The following is a 19111-nucleotide window of genomic DNA, read 5'->3' as shown; positions in this document are numbered from 1 at the left end:
TGCCATGAACGCCACGCCATCCCGTCCGCCCCTTTCGCCCCCTTCGCCCCTTTCGCCCCGTTCGCCCCCTTCGCCGCGCCATCCTGCCGGCCCGCCGCTGACCGCCCGCGCCAAGCGCTGGCTCTACCTGATCCACCGCTGGGCGGGCGTCGTGCTATGCCTGTTCTTCGCCATGTGGTTCGTAAGCGGCGTGGTGATGATGTACGTGGGCTACCCCAAGGTGACGCCACAGGAACGCCTGTCGCACCTGGCGCCCCTGGACGCCGCCATGATCGCCACGGTCGCCATCACCCCCGAACAGGCGTTGGCGGCGGTTGGCGCCAGCGCCCGCGGCGCATCGGGCCTGAGCCTGGCCGCCACGCGCGGCGGCGCGCCGGTCTATGCCGTGCCCGGCGGCCCGCGCGACGCGCCCAGCATCGTGGATGCCGTCACGGGCGCCGTGCTGCCGCCCGCCGACGCCGCCGTCGCGCAGGCCACCGCCAGCGCCTGGTTCGGCGGCCGATACGCCGCGCATTACCGCGGCGCCATCCAGGAAGACGTGTACACGCATTCTGGCGCGCTTAAACCGCACCGCCCGCTGCACCGCGTCGACATGGACGACCCCGACCGGACGCGGCTCTATATCTCATCCGCGACCGGCGCGGTGGTGTTGGACGCCACGCGCAGCGAGCGCCTGTGGAACTATGCGGGCGCGTGGATCCACTGGCTGTATCCATTCCGCGGCAATGCGCTGGACCCCTGGTGGCACGACATCGTGGTGTGGCTGTCCGTCGCGGGTGTCGCCGTGGCCTTGACGGGCACCCTCGTGGGGATCCTGCGCTGGCGCTTTTCGCGGCCCTACGCCAGCGGCAGCCGCTCGCCCTATCGTGAACCCATGATGCGCTGGCACCACCTTAGCGGCCTGCTGTTCGCCGCCGTCACCCTGACATGGATCTTCAGCGGGCTGATGTCGATGAACCCCTGGAAGCTCTTCACCAGCACGGCCGCGCCGCTGGACCGGGCGGCGTATGCAGGCCCGGCCGGCACGGCCCCCCTGGCGCCGCCAAAGGCACTGATCGCCGCCTTGCCCGCCGCACCGCGCGAACTGAGCTGGACGCACGCCGCCGGGCAGGACGTGGTGCTGGCGCGTGGCCCCGCCAGCGCGCCCCAGGTGCTATCCGCCACCCAGGCAACACCGCATGCCTTCACCGAAACGGATCTGCGGCAGGCGGCCACGCAGTTGGTGCCCGGCGCGGCGCTGCGCAAGGTGCAGGTACTGCGCGCCTATGACCTTTACTACTACGCGCGCGATGAACACGCCATGCTTGGCCACATCGAAAAGCCCCTGCCCATGTGGCGGCTGGTCTACGACAACCCGCAAGCCACCTGGGTCTATCTGGACCCGCGCACCGGCCTGATCCAGGGCCGGCAAGACCGCAGCAACCGCGTCAGCCGCTGGTTGTTCGCCTTTTTGCATAGCTGGGACTGGACGGGCCTGCTGTCGCGCCGGCCGCTATGGGACGCGCTGCTGATTTTCCTGAGCCTGGGCGGCGCCGCGCTGAGCCTGACCGGCGTGGTCATCGGCTGGCGCCGGCTGGGCAAGAAGCTGCGCGCCTGATCGCGCGCCGCGGATGCACTATGCTCACCCTCTTGCAGACGAACTACCGCATCAAGGAGTCACCATGTCCGACGTCACCATTTATCACAACCCCAAGTGCGGCACGTCCCGCAATACGCTGGCCATGATCCGCAATGCCGGCATCGAGCCGAACGTGGTGCTGTACGTGGAAACACCGCCGTCCCGCGCCACGCTGAAAGCCTTGTTCAAACAGGCCGGCGTCAGCGTGCGAGACGCGCTGCGCGAAAAGGGCACGCCCTACCTGGAGCTGGGCCTGGACGATACCTCGCTGTCCGACGACGCGCTGCTGGACGCCATTGAGCAGCACCCCATCCTGCTGAACCGGCCCTTCGTGTCCACGCCGTTGGGCGCACGCCTGTGCCGCCCCAGCGAACTGGTCCTGGACATCCTTCCGACGCCCCAACAGGGCGCCTTCACGAAGGAAGACGGCGAGCTCGTCGTCAATGCGGACGGCAAACGCATCCAGAAGTAAAAGCGGGCGCGGACGGCGCATTTTGGAAGCGGATTGACGGGAACGCTCATTACCATCGCGGCTATCGATTATTACGCTGCGATGACGTGTCATGAGTTTTCTGGAAAGTCTCAACCAGTCCCTTTTTCTTCTGATCAACGCCGATCCCTCCACCCCAGCCTGGCGCATTCACACGGCCATGCTGGTGGCCAACCCGCTGATCCTGCTGGTGCCGGTGGCGCTTGCCGCGCTGTGGCTGTGGGGCGGCGAGGCGCAACGCAACCTGGCGCTGAAGGTGCTGGCGAGCATCGCCGTCGCGCTGTTCGCCAGCTATCTGTGCGGCGCGCTGTGGCCGCATCCGCGCCCCTTCGCGATTGGCCTGGGACAGGCGTTCTTCCCGCACAAGGCAACGTCGTCGTTCCCCAGCAACCACACCATCATCATCGCCACTTTCGCGTGGGCGCTGCTCTTTGACCGGCGCTGGGCGGGATGGGGCTGGACGACCCTGCTGGCTGCCGCCGTGGTCGGCACGTCCCGCGTGTACCTGGGCGTGCATTTCCCACTGGACATTGCGGGCGGCTTGATCCTGGCGCCCATCGCGGCGGGCGTGGCCGCGCCACTCTGGAGCCGCGTGGGCGCCCCGTTCACGCGGGCCACGCAGGACGTCTACCGCAAACTGCTGGCGCTGCCCATCGCCCGGGGCTGGATCCGCGCCTAGCCGGCCGCGCCTAGCGGACCGCGCCTCGCCGGCCGCGCCTGGCCGGCCCCCTCAGTTAATCGCGACTTTTGCGTCCTTGACCAGCTTGGCGTAGTTTTCGGTGTCGGTCCCGATCCGGGCCCGCATTTGCTCCGGCGTGTCGCCGATGGGCACCGCGCCGATCTCCGCCATGCGACGCGAAAAGTCCGGCGATTTGATGATCGCAACCATGTCGGCGTTCAGCTTCGTCACGATGTCCTTCGGGACGGCGGCCGGCGCCAAGACGCCGAACCACGTCCCCATGTTGAAGGGCTTCAACCCCGCCTCTTCCATCGTGGGCACGTCGGGCAGCGCCGCCGACCGCTGATTGGTGGTTACGGCCAGTGCGCGCAACTTGCCGCTCTGGATGTGCGCCAGCACGGGCGTGATGGTGTCGAACGACATGTCGATCTGGCCGCCCAGCAGGTCGGTCGTCAACGGACCGCTGCCCTTGTACGGCACGTGCAGCAACTGCACGTGGCCTGCGTGCTCGAACTGCGCGCCGATCAGGTGCTGCCCCGTGCCCATGCCATTGGACCCATAGGTCAGCTTGCCCGGCGCGGCCCGCGCCAGCGTCAACAGCCCCTGCACGTTCTTCGCGTCCAGCTTGGGGTTGATGACCAGCACGTTGGGCACCAGCGCCACCGTCGTCACAGGCGCGAAGTCCTTCTGAAAGTCGTAGTGCAGGCTCTTGTAGACGCTGGTGGCGATGGTGTGGTGCACCGCGCCCATCAGTAACGTGTAGCCGTCGGGCGCAGCCTTGGCCACGTAATCCGCGCCCAGGGTGGACCCCGCGCCCGGCTTGTTTTCCACGACTACAGGCTGGCCCAGCCGCTTGGCCAGTTCCTGTCCCAGCGCGCGGGCCAGCACGTCGGTCGTGCCGCCGGCCGGGAAAGGCACCACCAGGTTCACCGGCCGCGCGGGATACGGCTGCGCCATCGCGATGCCGCCCGCCAGCGGCAGGCTCAACAGGCACGCGAACGCCAGGGCGCGCGCGCATAAGGCTTGCTTGGACATGCTTGTCTCCTTGGGATACGAATGGACTTCGCTTCTTGTTGTGTCGCCGGACACCGCCCCGGGTCTTATGCCTGGGGTCTGGTCTCCGGGTAATGCCCGTCTACGCCGCCCGCGCCTGCCCACCCGCCTCCAGCTGCGCGCAGACCGCCGCCGTCACCTGCTCCGTCGTGGCGGCGCCGCCCAGGTCGCGGGTATGCAAGGCCGGATTCGCGGTCACGCTTTCGATGGCTTGCATCAAGCGGGCGGCGGCGGCGTTTTCGCCCAGGTGCTCAAGCAGCATGACGACCGACCAGAACGTGCCCACCGGGTTCGCCAACCCCTTGCCCATGATGTCGAAAGCCGACCCGTGGATGGGTTCGAACATGGATGGATAGCGGCGTTCGGGATCGATATTGCCCGTCGGCGCAATGCCCAGGCTGCCTGCCAGCGCCGCGGCCAGATCGCTGAGGATGTCGGCGTGCAGGTTGGTGGCCACGATGGTGTCCAGCGATGCCGGTCGGTTGACCATGCGCGCGGTGGCCGCGTCCACCAGTTCCTTGTCCCACGTCACGTCCGGAAATTCGCGGCTGACCTGCAGCGCGATCTCGTCCCACATCACCATCGCGTGGCGCTGCGCATTCGATTTGGTCACCACCGTCAGCAGCTTGCGCGGACGCGACTGCGCCAGCTTGAACGCAAAGCGCAAAATGCGTTCGACACCCGCTCGCGTCATGATGGACACATCGGTGGCGGCTTCGATGGGATGCCCCTGGTGCACGCGCCCTCCCACGCCGGAATACTCGCCTTCCGAGTTTTCCCGCACGATCACCCAGTTCAACTGTTCGGGCGTGCAGCGTTTAAGCGGCGCATCGATGCCGGGCAAGATTCGCGTGGGCCGCACGTTGGCGTACTGGTCGAAGCCCTGGCAGATCTTCAGGCGCAGGCCCCACAGGGTGATGTGGTCGGCAATGTCGGGATCCCCCGCCGACCCGAACAGGATCGCGTCCTTGTCGCGCAGCGCCTCCAGCCCGTCGGCCGGCATCATCACGCCATGCTTGCGGTAGTAGTCGCCGCCCCAGTCGAAATCCTGGAACTCGAAGCGCAAGCCATTTTGACTGGCCAGCGCTTGCAGAATGCGCTGGCCGGCGGGAATGACTTCCTTGCCGATGCCGTCGCCGGGGATGGTTGCGATGCGATACGTCTTCATGGGCCGACAGGCTCCTTGCTGATAAGGGTCTGTGGGCACTTTACCGAGCGCAGGCGCCGCGAACGGCGCCTGAATTCACAACATCTTTAACCTGGAGTTGAAAGTGGCGGTCAGGGCGCGGAATGCCTGGCCTCGTGTTCCAGCAGCCAGCGTTTGCGGTGCAGCCCGCCGCCGTAGCCGGTCAGCGACGCGTTGGCGCCGATCACCCGGTGGCAGGGGATCACGATGCCGACCGGGTTGGCGCCGTTGGCCAGCCCCACCGCGCGCACGGCCGATGGCCGTTCGATGCGGCCGGCCAGGACGCCGTAGCTGACGGTCTGCCCGCCCGCGATGCCGCGCAACGCCTGCCAGACCTGCCGCTGGAAATCCGTGCCGCCCAACGCCACGGGAAGGCCATTGATCGCCGCCACGTCGCCATCGAAATACGCCTCAAGCGCCCGGCGCGCCGCCGACGGCCCGGCCGCATCCCGCACCTGCACGGCGTCTTTGCCGTACTGCCGGCGCAGCAGCGTGACCATGCGCGTTTCATAGTCTTCCCAATCGACCGCGCGCAGGCGCTGTTGCGAATCCGTCAGCACCAGCATCTGGCCCAATGGCGTGGCAACGCGCTCCAAAGAGAATGTGTGGATCGGCATGGCCGGCTCCTGGAGAAGTCTCGATGGGGCCAATATAAATCCCGTCCGGCCCCTCGGCTGGCGGTTTTCGGACATCAGTATGCGCCTTACAACCGTGTCCGAAAACCGCTAGATCCCGGCCCCGGCGCGGCGTTAGTATCGCTGCATGGAACTGAACCACGACGCCTGCTACAGCGCCATCCAGGTGCGCGACGCCCGTTACGACGGCCGCTTCTTCACGGCCGTCAAGACGACCGGCATCTATTGCCGCCCCGTCTGTCCGGCACGCACGCCATTGTCGAAGAACGTCACGTTCTTTTCCACGGCGGCCGCCGCGCAAGAAGCGGGATTCCACCCTTGCCTGCGGTGCCGGCCAGAGACCGCTCCGGAATTGGGGCCAGGGCATGAACTGCCCGACGCCGTGGCGCGCGCGTTGCAGTTGATCGAACTGGGCGCCCTGGACGAAGGCGGCGTGGATTCGCTGGCGCAACGCCTGGGCGTGGGCGAACGTCAGCTACGCCGCCAATTCCGCCAGTATCTGGGTGCGTCGCCCGTCGCGGTGGCGCAGACGCGCCGCGTGTTGCTCGCCAAACAGTTGATTCACGAAACTCGCCTGCCCATGGCGGAAATCGCCTTTGCGTCGGGCTTTGGCAGCATCCGCCGCTTCAACGAGATTTTCCTGGACCTGTTCGGCCGCGCCCCGGGCGAACTGCGCCGCTCCGAAAAACCCGACGTTTCCGCCGGCCAACACGGCGAGATCAAGCTGCTGCTGCGCTACCGCCCGCCCTATGACTGGGACGCCATGCTGGCGTTTCTGCGGCTGCGCGCCATCCCGGGGATCGAACACGTCACGGAAGACAGCTACGCGCGCACCGTCAGCCTGGATGGCCATCAGGGTACCGTCACCGTGCGCCCCGGCACCGGCAACGCCTTGCAGGTCATCGTGCGTTTTCCCCATTTGCAAGCGCTGCCGGCGATCATCGCGCGGGTACGCCGCGTCTTCGACCTGGCCAGCGACCCCGTCGCCATCGCCGCGCAATTCGCGGAAGACCCCGTCATGACGTCGCTGATCCAGGCCAGGCCCGGGCTGCGCGTCCCCGGCGCCTGGGACGGCTTTGAACTCGCGATGCGCGCCGTGCTGGGCCAGCAGATCACCGTGGTCGCCGCCATCCGCCTGGCCGGAAAACTGGTGGCGGCGCACGGCGCGCCCATGACGCGGCCGGAAGGCACGTTGACCCATGTCTTTCCCGAGCCGGCCGTCGTTGCTGGCGCCGAACTCGCTTCGCTAGGCATGCCCCGCAGCCGCGCCGCGACGTTGTCGGCCGTGGGCGCCGCCGCCGTCGCCGACAAGCACCTGTTCGATGCGGCCGCCGGACTGGAAGAAGCCGTGGCGCGCCTGCGCCAGATCCGCGGCGTGGGCGAATGGACGGCGCAATACATCGCCCTGCGCCAGTTGCGCGAACCGGACGCGTTCCCGTCGGCGGACATCGGCTTGATCCGCGCGTTGGAAAAGCTGGAATCGCGCGACATCACCCCCGCGCAGTTATTGGCCCGGTCCGAGCAATGGCGGCCGTGGCGCGCGTATGCGGCGCAGCATTTGTGGACGGCGTAGCGGCTGCGAGGAATACGTGTTTGCGCGCGAAGAGTTCGCCCAGCGTCTCGGCCGCCAACTTGGTGGCGCCGTAGATATTCTTTGGCACGGGGACAACCGCTTCGGTCACCCGGCCCGACGCCGTTTATCGCCTGCGCTTTTCCTTCAGCCCATCGATGATGACTCCCAGGCCAAACTCAAACGCGGCATCCGGACCGGCGTTATCGATGTCGCGCATGGCCGCCGTCAGGAATGGCGTGGCGGCAGCAGCGCTGGCTGATGACGAGGGGCGTTCATCCACATCGGCTTCGTCGGACTGCTGTTCAATCACCGCGCCGACGGTGTAGTGGCTAACCGTCAGCAGTGCCTGGGCGGCGTCGCCCGGCGTGAATCCTTCCTCACACAAGAAGCGAAGCTGTGTTTCCACCGTCTCGAACTGCGGTTCACTTGGCCGCGTACCGGCATGGATGCGCGCGCCATCGCGATAGGCCAGCAATGCCTGCCTGAAGCTGTGGGCATTGCCGATAAGGAACGCGCGCCAATCGTCGCCGGGCCGAGGCAAGGGATACGTGTGACGCTCGACCAACATGGCTTCAGCCAGCCGGTCCAGCAAGACGCGCTTGTTTTTGAAGTGCCAATAGAGCGCAGGTTGCTGCACGCCCAATCGCTCCGCCAACTTGCGCGTCGTCAGGCCGTCCATGCCGACGTCGTTCAGCAGGTCCAGCGCGGCGCGGATTACCGCGTTCGGTTGCAGTTTTGTCATGCTTGACAATTTATCACCGATAAATTATTTGTCTAGTTATCTATCACTGATAAATTTTGTGGATACCCGCCGCGACCGTCAGCGGCGGCGTCCCGAAGCCCCACCCGTGAAATCCAATCCCGCCCTTGGCGTCCTGTTTAGTACCGTTGCGCTTGACGCTGCCGGCGTGGGCCTGGTCATGCCCGTGGTGCCCGGCTTGCTGCGCGAACTGGCCGCGGCAGGCGATGTCGCCACGCACTATGGCGTCCTGCTGGCGCTGTACGCGCTGATGCAGTTTCTCTGCGCACCGATGCTCGGCGCGCTGTCCGACCGATTCGGACGGCGCCCCGTCCTGCTTGTCTCTCTGGTTGGCGCGGCCGTCGACTACGCGATCATGGCGACCGCCCCTGTCCTCTGGGTCCTGTACATCGGACGTGTCGTTGCCGGCGTCACCGGGGCGACAAGCGCGGTGGCTGGCGCCTATATCGCCGATGTCACCGAGGGCGACGCGCGCGCCCGTCACTTTGGCTTCATGAACGCATGCTTCGGCATTGGCATGGTCGCGGGCCCCGCCATCGGCGGACTCGTCGGGGGGATGTCGCCGCATGCGCCATTCTGGGCCGCGGCGGTGTTGAACGGCCTTAACTTCCTGGCAGGGGCCTTCCTGTTGCCGGAATCACACAAGGGCGAACGCGGACCCATCGCATTGACGGCATTCAATCCGCTTGCCTCATTCCGATGGGCTCAGGGCATGACCGTCGTCGCTGCGTTGATGGCTGTTTTCTTCGTGATGCAACTCGTCGGGCAGGTGCCTGCCGCGCTCTGGGTCATCTTCGGCGAAGACCGGTTTCATTGGAACGCCGCCATGACCGGCGTGTCGCTTGCCACGTTCGGCGTCCTGCACGCGCTTGCCCAGGCGTTGGCCACCGGCCCCGCCATCGCCAGGCTGGGCGAGAAGCGCGCACTCATTGCCGGGATGCTGGCCGACGGCGCCGGATACGTTCTGCTCGCCTTCGCGACGCAAGGATGGATGGCGTTTGCCATCATGATCCTGCTTGCGAGCGGCGGCATCGGCATGCCGGCGTTGCAGGCCACGTTGTCCCGGCGGGTGGATGAGGCGCATCAAGGGCGGCTTCAAGGATCGCTGGCGGCGCTAGGCAGCGCGGCGTCGATCATCGGCCCCTTGGGCTTCACGGCGATCCATGCCGCGTCCGCCGCGACCTGGACGGGATGGCCCTGGATCGCGGGCGCCGCGCTCTATCTGCTGTGCTGGCCGGCCGTGGTATCGAAAAATGCATCCTGATCGCCTCCAGGACTGTCACGCGTCCTTCAGGCAGCTCTGCTAGACTTCGTCATCTCTTTGGGGAGTAGCCGCCTTTCAGCCCGGTCTGAAAGGGCTTGCGTCAACATTCTTGGCCTAGCCGGCCATGGCGTAAGCAGCATTCGCGCTTGGCGAGACCACGGACTTTTCACACGACGCTGGGCGGTGTGGGGGGTCTGTGCCGTTCTCGCCCGGTTGGACCCCATACTCCATGAATGCCCTCTCCATCATCGTCCTCGCGTTCGCCATGTCGACGGACGCGTTCGCGGCCGCCATCAGCAAAGGCGCCGCCCTGCACAAGCCCCGCCTGCCGGAAGCGCTGCGCACCGGCATCATCTTCGGCGTGATCGAAGGGATCACGCCTGTGATCGGCTGGGGGCTCGGTTCCGTCGCGGCGAAATTCGTGGCCGACTGGGACCATTGGATCGCCTTCGCGATGCTCTGTATTCTCGGTTTGCTGATGATCCGCAACGCCTTCAAGGAAGACGAGGAGGACGCGCCGCCCGTCTCCCGCCATTCCTTCTGGCTGCTGGCCGCAACCGGCTTCGCCACCAGCATCGACGCCATGGCGGTGGGCGTCGGCCTGGCGTTCGTGGACGTGAACATCGCTGTGGCCGCCGTCGCGATCGGTCTTGCCACCACCTTGATGGTGACGATCGGCGTGATGCTGGGACGGGCGCTGGGTAGCGTGGCCGGAAAACGGGCCGAGATACTGGGGGGACTCGCGCTCATCGGGATCGGCTCGCTGATCCTGTACCAGCACCTGACGGCGGCGGCAGCCGTCTGACGCGCCTTAAGGGTTTCAGTCTTCCAGGAAACCCAGCACCCGAAGCTCGGCGATGGCGCCCTTTTCTGCGTCGCGCCGCTCGTTGGGCGCCGCCAGCGACGCGACAACCTCGCCATGGAAGACGGTATCGTCAAACAGACGGACCCGATGCCGTTCCCGTGTCGTCATGAAACGCTCCTGACTGTTGAGGCTCGGGAATCGGGAATTTACTTAGAACGGCTTCCTGCGCCATCCACATGGCGCGATAGCGGCCCTGGACCCGCAGCAGGTCGGCGTGCGTTCCCGACTGCGTAATGCTGCCATCTTCAAAGACAAGGATATTGTCGGCGGCGACGATGGTCGAGAGGCGGTGGGCGATGACGATGACGCTGCGTTCCCGCACCAGCGCATCGATGGCCGATTGGACCGCCAACTCGCTTTCGGTGTCCAGGGCGGCCGTAGGTTCGTCCAGGATCACGATGGGTGCGTCCTTCAGGATGGCGCGCGCAATGGACAAGCGTTGGCGTTCGCCGCCCGACAGCCGGCTGCCCGCTTCGCCCAGACGGGTCTGCCAACCTTGCGGAAGACGTTCGACAAAGTCCAGGCAATACGCGGCACGCGCCGCTGCGCGGATATCCGCGTCGCTGGCATGTGGTCGCGCCATGCCGATGTTGGCAAGCACCGTATCGTCGAAAAGATGCACGTCCTGGAACACCGTGGACACAAGACCGTTGATTTCCGCAGGCGGCATTCGGCGCAGGTCGACCCCGCCGATCATGATGGCGCCGGCCTGGGGATCGGCGTGCCGCATGAGCAAGCGCGTGAGCGTCGTCTTGCCGGAGCCAGAGGGGCCCACCAGCGCGGTCAGGCCGCGCGCCGGCAAACGCAGGTCCATACCGCGCAAGGCGGGCGTCTTGGTACCCGCATAGTGGAAAGTCATGCCCTCGACGCGGATAGCGGCGTCACGCGGCGCATCGCCGGCAACAGGCCATTGCGGCAGCGGCGCGACCGACAGCAGTGCCTCGACGCGCGCGAGCGCGGCTTCGATCAGCGCGAAAATGGCGGTGAACGACACGAAGGTCGCCATCGGCTCGGCAAAGCGCACCACCAGTACCAGCACGGCCGCCAACAACGCGGCGTCCAGGCTGCCTTGGGCCACCCAGAACGCCCCGCAGGCCAGAATACCGAGCAGACCCAGTTCGATCACGCTGGCAATCATCAGATCGGGTTTGGCCCCACGGCGGTGGGCGTCGCGCTGCACGCGCTCCACCACTTCGAAGCGATGGCGCAAGCGCTGGTTTTCGACGCCGGCGCGCCCGGTCGCCATGCAAACCGGAACGCCCTGCATATACTCCAGCAGTTCGGCGCTCAGGGCTTCGTTCGCCAGTCCCGCCGCTTTCATGCCCTGGTCCATCGCCGGCCGGCGCCAGCGGTAAAGCGGAAGGATCGCGGGAAACACCAGCAGTAGCGCCACGCCAATGCGCCAATCCAGCGCCAACAGCGCCAAGGCCGTCACCGCCGGTGTCACCACTGCCCCCAGGATGAGGTTCACCACCGTCAACACGTAGTTCATCTGTTCATCGACGCCGCCAAGCAGCTTGGCGGCGATGTCGCCCGTGCGGTGGGCCTGCAAGGCCTCCAGCGGCATACGCCGGAGCTGCTGCCCCAGACGGATACGCAGGTCATGCGAAGCGGCCGCCATATGGCCTTGGTAATCGAACCCTTGAGCGCGCCAACGCACAACTGTTGCGCCCAACGCCAATAGGGAAAAGGCCGTGAGCCAGCTTGCCAGCGTGCGCCACGGCGCGCCATGGGCGACGGCAACGAAAAGCGGCGCGATGCAGGCAAGCGCCATGCCTTGCAGCATCGCGGCCGCCAGCAGTCGCGCAAGGCTCGCGCGCAGGCGGCCAGCCTGCGGGCCGGCGCTGCGCATCAGGCGGCGATAGGTTTCGGGCCACGTGGCCGGGTGGTGACTCATGGCTGGTGTTCTCCCAAGGTCCAGAGGCGGGCGCGTTCGTGGTTGCTCCACAGACGGGCATAGAGGCCGCCCTCGGCGATCAATCCCTCGTGCGTGCCGCTCTCGGCCAGACGGCCGTGGTCCAGGACCAGGATCTGGTCGGCGTGGCGGACGGCGTTCAGGCGATGCGCGACCATGATGACGGTCTTGCCGCGCATCAACCCGGCCAGCGCGGCACCGACGGCACGCTCGTTCTCGGGATCGGTCGCGGAGGTGGCTTCGTCCAGTACAAGAATCGGCCGGTTCATGAGGATGGCGCGGGCGATCGTCAGGCGCTGGCGCTGGCCGCCCGAGAGGTTCTTGCCCCCTTCGCGCAATACGGTGTCGTACCCCTCGGGCAGCGCCGCGATGAAGTCATGGGCTTGCGCGGCGGTTGCGGCGGCCTCGATATCCGCGCGGGCAGCATCGGGCCGACCCATGGCGATGTTCTCGGCGACGCTGCCCGAGAACAGGAAAGTGTCCTGGAAAACAAAGGCGACGTGTTCGAACAGCACGTCGCGTGCCATGTCGCGCACGTCGACGCCGCCGATGGTCACGCTGCCGGCATCGACATCCCAGAAGCGCGCAATAAGGCGCGCCACGGTGCTCTTGCCCGCGCCGGATGGCCCCACCAGGGCCGTGATCCGCCCGGCCTGGGCGGTGAAGGTAAGGTCATCAAGCGCCCGCTTGCCGTCGTAGGAAAACGTCACGCCGTTGCACCTGACCGAGCTGTCCGCGGGACGCTTGTCCGGCGCGAGCGCCGGCGGCAAAGGGGCGATGTCCATCACCTGCTGGATCCGGGCGACGCTGAGTTTGGCCCGGTCGATCATGTGGGCCAGCGACATCATCGGGAACATGGCCTCGGCCATCCCCATCCCGAACAGCAATGCAGCCAGCCAGGTGGGAAATGTCAGCTGTCCCTGCGTAATCAGCCAGGCTCCGGTCCACAGCAGCAGGCCCAGCGTGGGCAACGGTCCCAGCAGCGCAATGGAAAAGCGCGCGGGAAAGCTGGCTGCGCGATACCAGTGCGTCAACATGGCCAGATAGCGCTCCAACGCTTGGTGGTAGCGGCCGAACGTGGTCTGACCGGTATCGAAGGTGCGGACCACCGGCATGGCCTGGACGTATTCGACCACCGCCGCGCTAACCTGCTCGCGCGCCTCGTGATAGCGGCGCGTCATCGTGTCGCGCCCGCGCATGGCCCGAGACAACACGCATGCCCCTGCCGCCAACACGCCGACGCAGGCCAGCGCCAGCCGCCAATCCAGCGCGAACAGCAGTACGGCGCTGGCAGCCGGCATGGCGTATGCCCGGGCATAGAGCGGCGTGCTGTCCGCCACGAAAGTATGCAGCGCCTGGACATCGTCATGCACCACTTTGGCAAGCGCGCTGCTTCCCAGCGCTTGCGTCTCGCCAAACGAGAGACGCGCAATATGCCCGACCAGGTTCGTGCGCAGGATGACCTCCAGGCGAAAGGCGGCGTAATGCGACTGATTGAACGCCTGCAAGCGCAACGCGTAGGCAAGCACGGTGAACAGAAGCGCACCCGCGAACTGGCGCCAAGGGAATACGCCGGGCGCAAGCGTCAGGGCCTGGACCGCCAATGCCAGGCTGGCCAGCGCCGCCATGCTGGACAGTACGCCGATCACGGCCAAGGCCATGGCCCGCCGTATGCAGCCGCGTACCGGGCGCAGTATCTGCCACGGCTTGTTCATGTGGCGCTCCGAGGTGTCCAGCGCAAGCTGGCGGCGGCCGCCAACAATGCCAGCACGACGGCCGCCGCCACAACCCCGCCATAGCCGATGCGCGCGGCCAGCATCGCACCCGCCGACGTCAGCAGCATCACGAAGCACTGGCTCAGACTGACCTGCAGGGTGTAATCGGTCGACGGGCTTGCCGCAGACGACTGATCCATCATCAACGTCGCCAGCACGGTCGCGGCCGGGTTGTAGAGCAGGAAGTAGGCCACGACCGCCGCCCCCGCCATGGCGGCGGACGCCCACCCCATCGCAGGCAGCGCCAGGCCGCAGATGCCCAGCAGTTGCAGCAGCGCGGCCACGACCATGGCGCGGCGCCGCGAGTAGCGCCGCAACAGGCGGCCATAGACCAGCGCGCCGGCCACACCCGCCAGCGACCCCAGCACATTGACGACCAGGCCGACGCTTTCCAAGCCCCATCCGGCATCGATCAGGGACGGCATGACGATCGAATAGGCCAATGCGCTGCCGGCCGGATAGATCAGCAGCAACAGCAGCAGACGCAGGCGCCCCGGCGCGCGCCAGAACCCGATAAGGCGGGAGTAGCCGGCAGGCCGCGCCGGCCGCGGCCATGCGGGTTCCCGGTAGCGCAGCAATTGCAGCCACGACAAGGCGGTCAGGGCCGCCAGCGTCAGGCAGCAGCCGGTCCATCCGAAGGTCGGATACAGCATCAACATTGCCCCGCCGCCGACCAGGTTGCCCACTAGCCCGCCGCCGATCTGCAGCCCATTTCCAAACCCGCGGTCCGCAGCGGTGAGCAGGCGGCAGGCCAGGCCATCAACGGCGATATCCTGTGTCGCGGACAACAGCGACGTCGCCAGGCACAGCAGATAGATCAGCGCAAAGTCGGCCTGCAAGTCCAGCAGTCCGATCAGCGCCAGGCATAACACCATGCCGCCTTGGGTGAAGAGCAGCCAGCCGCGATAGTGGCCCTGCCGTCCGATGGCATAGCGGTCAATCAAGGGCGCCCACAGCGCCTTCAGCGGCCACACCATGCCCAGCAGATACACGAGGCCAATGGTATCGAGGCTGGCGCCGCGGTCGCGCAGGATGGCCGCCATGGCGACGACGAAGAACATCAGACCCAGGAACTGGGTGCTGTAAAGGCTTGCCAGCAGGCGCCAGGCGCGTTGGAGGTGCACGATGCGGCTCCAGGGTCAGAAGGTGTACGACACGCCGACGCCCAGCGTGCGGCCGCGGGCGGGTACGCCATAGGCCACGCTGGGCGGCGCGAAATACCCATAAAGGTCATACTGCTGGTTCAACAGATTGCTGCCCCAGACGTAGTATTCGGCGCGCCCGTTGGCCAGCCCCAAGCGGGCATTCAGCAAGTGGTAGTCGTCCAGATCAAAGTGGTTCTGCGGGTCGGCGGCGCGCTTGCCGACATACTGGTAGTCCAGCCGGGCATTCAGCACCGGCGCCGACAGCCCCATGAAGGCGGGCATGGCGCGGCGGTACGTAACGCCCAGCGTGCCGCTCCAGCGCGAGACGTCCGGCACGCGGTTGCCGGCTTGCACGTCGCCATCGCCAATGCCTGACACGGTTGTCATGATCTTGGCATCGATGTAGCTCAAGCCCGCCGTGAAGCCCAGGCCGTTGTCCAGCCGGACGTTGCCCTGAAGCTCCGCCCCCTTGCTGCGCGTGTCGGCGTTGAGCGCGCTGACGACATACGTTGCCGAGTCATAAGACAGCAAGTGGTTGTTGCGCACCTGGTTCAAATAGACGGACCCATTCAAGCCGTAGCGTCCGTCGGCGCTCAGAAACTTGAAGCCGAGTTCATAGGAGTTGGTTTCGGCGGCTTTATACGGCGCGCTGTCCGCTGGCTGCGCAGCATAGTCGTTGAAGCCGGCCGGGTTGTAGCCGCGGCCATAACTGCCATACACCGTCGTTTCGGATGTGAGCGCATACGCAAGCGCGATGCGGCCGGTGGTGAAGCTGTCGTCGAGCTTGCGGTGGTCTGTCTGGACGCTACCCTCGCCGTGGTACTCGCCGGCATATGTCTTCTTCACCCATGACTGACGCAGCCCTGTGGTCAGCTTCCACTGCTCGGCGATGGGATAGGTCATTTCTCCATAGACGCCATACCGGTCCGTGTCGAAATCGCGGTACTTGGCGCTGGCCTCGCCGTAGGTATTGCGCGGCGTGTCGTAGGCGCGCGTGGCGTGGGAATACGACAATCCCGTCACCCAGAAGACGTCGGCGCCAGGCAGCGAGGCCAGGCGCAGATCCTGCGTGAACAGATGTTCACGGGCTTCGTCGACGTTCCAGAACTCGCTGGAACCGCGCCCCATGGCGGTCTGCAGACGGCGGTCGTAGACCACGGGGCCGATGTTGTAGCTATCGGTGTAGGCGGATGTTGCCGTCAGCTTGGCGCCGTCGAAACGATGATCGGCCTGAAGGGTGTAGCGTTCGACGGTTTTCTTCGCGTCGTCCAGCAACGATGGGTCCATATCCACCGTCGGGGGCCGGCCGTAGGGCATCAACACCAGTTGCTCGCCCAGGTGCCGGATCTGATGGCGTTCGGCCGAGACCAACGCGCTGGTGCGCGCGGTGATGTCCAAAAGCAGGCTACCCCGAAAGGCCACGTCCCGCGGCTTGGAAAGCGGCCGGTCGTTGCGGGCGTTTTCGATCCAGTGGTCGGAGCCGCCCGCGCGTATCGCGAAGCGGCCCGCAAGCTTGTCGGTCAGCGGACCGCCGACAGCCGCCTCGGTCAGGAACTGGCGCTCTTGGCCATACTCGGCGCGGGCGTAGCCTTCCCACTCACGGGTCGGGCGGCGCGTGGTCAGGTTGACGGCGCCGGCCTCGCCCATGCCGCCGAACAGCGTGCCTTGCGGCCCTTTCAGCACCTCGATCTGATCGACGTCCAGCGTTCCGATGGAGATGTGGCGCGTCGAGAGGGGGCTGCCGTCGACGTTCAACGCCACCGAGCTGTCGTCCATGCTCATGGGATAGAGCGCGCCGACGCCACGGATATAAATCGTGGATACGTTGGCGCCGCCGGAGGAATTGACGTTCACGCCGGGCGTGGCCCGCAGCACCTGCTCCACATTGAGCATGCGGCGTTCTTCAAGCGTGATGCCGTCCATGACATTGACGGTGTACGGCAGGTCTTTATCGGTCTCGCCGGTACCGCGCGCATGCACGGTGATGGCGGGCAAGGCCGCCGCCTCGCCAACCGGTTGGGCGTGGACGGGCAGGACAATAGACAACGCCAGCGTGGGCAGGGAGAGCGCCGGCAAGGCAGGGAATCGCATTGGGGGCCTTTCAGGATGATCGGGGGATTCGGGTCGGATACGGCTGGCCGGGCCGTATTTGCAGGGTCAACACAAATGGATGATAATGATTTCCATTTGTATTTCCACCCGAATCGGATCAACTCCCCCGATCGGATCACCTTATCTGGTGCGAACCGCCATGAGTTCCGGCATGATCCCGCTGTCCCGCGTTGTCACCGACACGTCGGTGTTGCGTCTTGGCCCCGGCAGCATCTGCCACATCACCCGCGTGCCGCTGCAGGAAGGCGCGCAACTGGTCTATTGGCGCAGCGCCTTCAACGAAACGCTGGACATTCCCTTGCAGGACGACAGCGATTACGTCCACTTCAGCTTCAACAGCCGCATGCACGGCCGCGCCGCCTGCCACTTCGAGCGTTGGGAAGGCGGCCGGGAATTCGCCGTAAGCGAAGGCATGGGCAGCATCAGCTACGGCCCCGGACGGCGCGGGCATTACTGCCAGGAAGGCCGGCTGGACAACGTGACCGTCATGGTCCGGCCGGATGTCCTCAAGCGCTGGACCCACGATGTGGACGGCAGCCTGGCAAGCGGCCTGGCCTCGTCGGCCTGCTTCCTGCACGGCCATGGCGGCGCCGAACTGCAAAGCACGGCGCATCTGTTGGCGCAGACCCTTTCCGGCAAAGGCACGGCAAGCCGTCACGGGCTGTGGATGCAAGCCCAGGCATTGATGCTGGTGAGTCTGTTCCTGGAATCATGCTCGCGGCCCTTGACCGGCTTGTCGGCCAGCGCCCAACAGCGGATGGCGCGCGTGCACGAACATCTGCTGGCCGATCTGAGCCGGGCGCCCAGCCTGGCCGCGCTGGCCGATGACGCGGGCGTGAGCGTGCCGACATTGGTGCGGGCGTTCCGCCGCCAATACGGATGCAGTGTCTATACCTATTTCCAGTCCGAACGCATGCGCCAGGCACAAGCGCTGCTGCTGCGTGGCCGCTTATCGGTGGCGCACGTCGCGGCGGATCTCGGTTACAGCAATGCCAGCCATTTCACCGCCGCGTTCCGCAAGCAGTTCGGCGTCAATCCGTCATCGCTGCGCGGCGCGAAACGGGCTGCCGCCTGACCTGCCGGCACGGGCTGCCGCCCTTGCGGCTTGCACGCCGCTGCGTGCGTCACCAGCTATTTTCCGATCCCTTCTGGAAATACCCCACCAGGAAATCCACGAACACGCGGACCTTGGCCGACAGGTGATGCCGTTCCGGAAACACCGCGTAGATGTCCGCCTGGGGCAAGGCATAGTCTTCCAGCACGCGCACCAGCCGGCCGCTGCGCAGATAGCGGGCCAGGTCCCATTCCGCGCGTTGCAGGATGCCCAGGCCGGCCAGGCCCCACGTCAGCGTCACTTCGCCGTCGTTACTGCTGAGATTGCCGCGCACCTTCACGGTTTCGCTGCGGCGGCCCTTGGTGAACCGCCACAATCCGTAGGTGGCCTCGTTCTGCCGCAACACGATGCACTGGTGCCGCGTCAGGTCGTGCGGGATGGCCGGAGTGCCGTGCGCTTTCAGGTAAGCGGGAGACGCGCAGACCAGGCGCCGGTTGGGCGCGATCTTGCGGGCAATCAGGCGGGTGTCGGGCAGGTCGCCGAAGCGCACGGCGACGTCGAACGCATCCTGCACGAAGTCGGCCGGGCTGTCCGTCAGTTGCAGTTGCAGCGATACGTCGGGGTACTTCGCGGCGAATTCCGCGATGGCGGGCGCGATGTAGCTGCGGCCGAAGCCCAGCGGCGCGTTGACTTTCAATAGGCCGCGCGGGCTGGCCTGGCGGCTGGCGATCAGCGTGTCCAGGTCTTCGATCTCGCCCAGGATACGGCGGGCGCTTTCCAGGTAGACCTCGCCTTCGGCCGTGAGGCTCAGGCGCCGCGTGCTGCGGTTGAACAGGCGCACGCCCAGGCGCGCTTCGATTTGCGCCAACCGCTTGCTGACGGCGGCCGGCGTGACATCCAGTTCCCGCGCGGCGGCCGACATGCCGCCGGCGCGCGCGAGTTCAACAACGAGTTGCAGCTCCGTGGAATGACCCATGAGCCGGCGGC

The 19111-nt window shown here is 66.4% G+C and carries 17 protein-coding genes and 1 riboswitch; of the genes, 7 read left to right on the top strand and 10 right to left on the bottom strand.

Going from position 1 to position 19111, the window contains the following annotated elements; all coding sequences use genetic code 11:
* Window positions 1–4: 4 nt before the first annotated feature.
* The 3 genes from CQ050_RS18755 (at window position 5) to CQ050_RS18745 (ending at window position 2787) form a co-directional block, all read left to right on the top strand.
* Window positions 5–1597: a PepSY domain-containing protein gene (locus tag CQ050_RS18755; protein WP_105558343.1), complete on the top strand. Its 1593-nt coding sequence runs from the start codon at window positions 5–7 to the stop codon at window positions 1595–1597.
* 64 nt (window positions 1598–1661) lie between these two features.
* Window positions 1662–2090, top strand: coding sequence for an arsenate reductase (glutaredoxin) (arsC, locus tag CQ050_RS18750; protein WP_105558342.1), 429 nt, complete (start codon window positions 1662–1664; stop codon window positions 2088–2090).
* Between the two features lie 91 nt (window positions 2091–2181).
* Window positions 2182–2787, top strand: a complete 606-nt coding sequence (locus CQ050_RS18745) for a phosphatase PAP2 family protein (RefSeq protein ID WP_105558341.1) — start codon at window positions 2182–2184, stop codon at window positions 2785–2787.
* Between the two features lie 51 nt (window positions 2788–2838).
* On the opposite strand, the gene CQ050_RS18740 is transcribed toward CQ050_RS18745, so the two are convergent.
* The 3 genes from CQ050_RS18740 to ogt all read right to left on the bottom strand — a co-directional run bounded on the left by CQ050_RS18740 (window position 2839) and on the right by ogt (window position 5643).
* On the bottom strand, window positions 2839–3822 hold the full coding sequence (locus CQ050_RS18740) for a tripartite tricarboxylate transporter substrate binding protein (protein WP_105558340.1): 984 nt from the start codon (window positions 3820–3822) through the stop codon (window positions 2839–2841).
* A gap of 100 nt (window positions 3823–3922) precedes the next feature.
* Window positions 3923–5008 (bottom strand): tartrate dehydrogenase, encoded by a 1086-nt coding sequence (locus CQ050_RS18735; RefSeq protein WP_105558339.1) that lies wholly within the window; start codon window positions 5006–5008, stop codon window positions 3923–3925.
* A gap of 110 nt (window positions 5009–5118) precedes the next feature.
* Window positions 5119–5643 carry a methylated-DNA--[protein]-cysteine S-methyltransferase gene (ogt, locus tag CQ050_RS18730; RefSeq protein ID WP_105558338.1) on the bottom strand — a complete coding sequence of 175 codons (525 nt, stop codon included), beginning with the start codon at window positions 5641–5643 and terminating at the stop codon, window positions 5119–5121.
* Between the two features lie 145 nt (window positions 5644–5788).
* Between ogt and CQ050_RS18725 the strand changes: the two genes are divergently transcribed.
* Window positions 5789–7234 (top strand): AlkA N-terminal domain-containing protein, encoded by a 1446-nt coding sequence (locus tag CQ050_RS18725; protein ID WP_105558337.1) that lies wholly within the window; start codon window positions 5789–5791, stop codon window positions 7232–7234.
* A gap of 124 nt (window positions 7235–7358) precedes the next feature.
* On the opposite strand, the gene tetR is transcribed toward CQ050_RS18725, so the two are convergent.
* A complete protein-coding gene (gene tetR, locus CQ050_RS18715; protein ID WP_105558335.1) occupies window positions 7359–7976 on the bottom strand; it encodes a tetracycline resistance transcriptional repressor TetR in 618 nt (205 codons plus the stop codon).
* A gap of 106 nt (window positions 7977–8082) precedes the next feature.
* Here tetR and tet point away from each other — a divergent pair, with 106 nt between their 5' ends.
* Window positions 8083–9258, top strand: a complete 1176-nt coding sequence (tet, locus tag CQ050_RS18710; RefSeq protein ID WP_105558334.1) for a Tet(A)/Tet(B)/Tet(C) family tetracycline efflux MFS transporter — start codon at window positions 8083–8085, stop codon at window positions 9256–9258.
* Window positions 9259–9305: 47 nt separating this feature from the next.
* A riboswitch (yybP-ykoY riboswitch) is annotated at window positions 9306–9480 on the top strand.
* A gap of 7 nt (window positions 9481–9487) precedes the next feature.
* Window positions 9488–10063, top strand: coding sequence for a manganese efflux pump MntP (gene mntP / locus CQ050_RS18705; RefSeq protein WP_105558333.1), 576 nt, complete (start codon window positions 9488–9490; stop codon window positions 10061–10063).
* 15 nt (window positions 10064–10078) lie between these two features.
* Here mntP and CQ050_RS30885 read toward each other — a convergent pair whose 3' ends face one another.
* The 5 genes from CQ050_RS30885 to CQ050_RS18685 are packed head-to-tail and all read right to left on the bottom strand — an operon-like array spanning window position 10079 to window position 17049.
* On the bottom strand, window positions 10079–10231 hold the full coding sequence (locus CQ050_RS30885; RefSeq protein ID WP_158266071.1) for a hypothetical protein: 153 nt from the start codon (window positions 10229–10231) through the stop codon (window positions 10079–10081).
* Window positions 10194–12020 (bottom strand): ABC transporter ATP-binding protein, encoded by a 1827-nt coding sequence (locus CQ050_RS18700; RefSeq protein ID WP_105558332.1) that lies wholly within the window; start codon window positions 12018–12020, stop codon window positions 10194–10196. Before CQ050_RS18700 ends, CQ050_RS30885 begins: the two co-directional genes overlap by 38 nt.
* Window positions 12017–13753, bottom strand: a complete 1737-nt coding sequence (locus tag CQ050_RS18695; protein ID WP_146121055.1) for an ABC transporter ATP-binding protein — start codon at window positions 13751–13753, stop codon at window positions 12017–12019. Before CQ050_RS18695 ends, CQ050_RS18700 begins: the two co-directional genes overlap by 4 nt.
* Entirely contained in the window at window positions 13750–14937 is a 1188-nt protein-coding gene (locus tag CQ050_RS18690; RefSeq protein ID WP_105558331.1) for an MFS transporter, read from the bottom strand. Before CQ050_RS18690 ends, CQ050_RS18695 begins: the two co-directional genes overlap by 4 nt.
* A 15-nt stretch (window positions 14938–14952) precedes the next feature.
* On the bottom strand, window positions 14953–17049 hold the full coding sequence (locus CQ050_RS18685; protein WP_233214161.1) for a TonB-dependent siderophore receptor: 2097 nt from the start codon (window positions 17047–17049) through the stop codon (window positions 14953–14955).
* Between the two features lie 172 nt (window positions 17050–17221).
* Here CQ050_RS18685 and CQ050_RS18680 point away from each other — a divergent pair, with 172 nt between their 5' ends.
* Window positions 17222–18145 (top strand): AraC family transcriptional regulator, encoded by a 924-nt coding sequence (locus tag CQ050_RS18680; RefSeq protein ID WP_158266070.1) that lies wholly within the window; start codon window positions 17222–17224, stop codon window positions 18143–18145.
* A 49-nt stretch (window positions 18146–18194) separates the two neighbouring features.
* On the opposite strand, the gene CQ050_RS18675 is transcribed toward CQ050_RS18680, so the two are convergent.
* Window positions 18195–19100 carry a LysR family transcriptional regulator gene (locus CQ050_RS18675; RefSeq protein WP_105558329.1) on the bottom strand — a complete coding sequence of 302 codons (906 nt, stop codon included), beginning with the start codon at window positions 19098–19100 and terminating at the stop codon, window positions 18195–18197.
* Window positions 19101–19111: the final 11 nt, after the last annotated feature.

This window comes from Achromobacter sp. MYb9 (assembly GCF_002975275.1).
In the GTDB taxonomy this organism is placed as follows: domain Bacteria; phylum Pseudomonadota; class Gammaproteobacteria; order Burkholderiales; family Burkholderiaceae_B; genus Achromobacter.
This window is presented reverse-complemented; position numbering and strand designations above follow the sequence as displayed.

Excerpts from the sequence above, each read along its gene's own strand:
- CQ050_RS18755 (WP_105558343.1), top strand. The coding sequence starts at position 5 with ATGAACGCCACGCCATCCCGTCCGCCCCTTTCGCCCCCTTCGCCCCTT.
- arsC (WP_105558342.1), top strand. The coding sequence starts at position 1,662 with ATGTCCGACGTCACCATTTATCACAACCCCAAGTGCGGCACGTCCCGC.
- CQ050_RS18745 (WP_105558341.1), top strand. The coding sequence starts at position 2,182 with ATGAGTTTTCTGGAAAGTCTCAACCAGTCCCTTTTTCTTCTGATCAAC.
- CQ050_RS18740 (WP_105558340.1), bottom strand. The coding sequence starts at position 3,822 with ATGTCCAAGCAAGCCTTATGCGCGCGCGCCCTGGCGTTCGCGTGCCTG.
- CQ050_RS18735 (WP_105558339.1), bottom strand. The coding sequence starts at position 5,008 with ATGAAGACGTATCGCATCGCAACCATCCCCGGCGACGGCATCGGCAAG.
- ogt (WP_105558338.1), bottom strand. The coding sequence starts at position 5,643 with ATGCCGATCCACACATTCTCTTTGGAGCGCGTTGCCACGCCATTGGGC.
- CQ050_RS18725 (WP_105558337.1), top strand. The coding sequence starts at position 5,789 with ATGGAACTGAACCACGACGCCTGCTACAGCGCCATCCAGGTGCGCGAC.
- tetR (WP_105558335.1), bottom strand. The coding sequence starts at position 7,976 with ATGACAAAACTGCAACCGAACGCGGTAATCCGCGCCGCGCTGGACCTG.
- mntP (WP_105558333.1), top strand. The coding sequence starts at position 9,488 with ATGAATGCCCTCTCCATCATCGTCCTCGCGTTCGCCATGTCGACGGAC.
- CQ050_RS30885 (WP_158266071.1), bottom strand. The coding sequence starts at position 10,231 with ATGACGACACGGGAACGGCATCGGGTCCGTCTGTTTGACGATACCGTC.
- CQ050_RS18700 (WP_105558332.1), bottom strand. The coding sequence starts at position 12,020 with ATGAGTCACCACCCGGCCACGTGGCCCGAAACCTATCGCCGCCTGATG.
- CQ050_RS18695 (WP_146121055.1), bottom strand. The coding sequence starts at position 13,753 with ATGAACAAGCCGTGGCAGATACTGCGCCCGGTACGCGGCTGCATACGG.
- CQ050_RS18685 (WP_233214161.1), bottom strand. The coding sequence starts at position 17,049 with ATGCGATTCCCTGCCTTGCCGGCGCTCTCCCTGCCCACGCTGGCGTTG.
- CQ050_RS18680 (WP_158266070.1), top strand. The coding sequence starts at position 17,222 with ATGATCCCGCTGTCCCGCGTTGTCACCGACACGTCGGTGTTGCGTCTT.
- CQ050_RS18675 (WP_105558329.1), bottom strand. The coding sequence starts at position 19,100 with ATGGGTCATTCCACGGAGCTGCAACTCGTTGTTGAACTCGCGCGCGCC.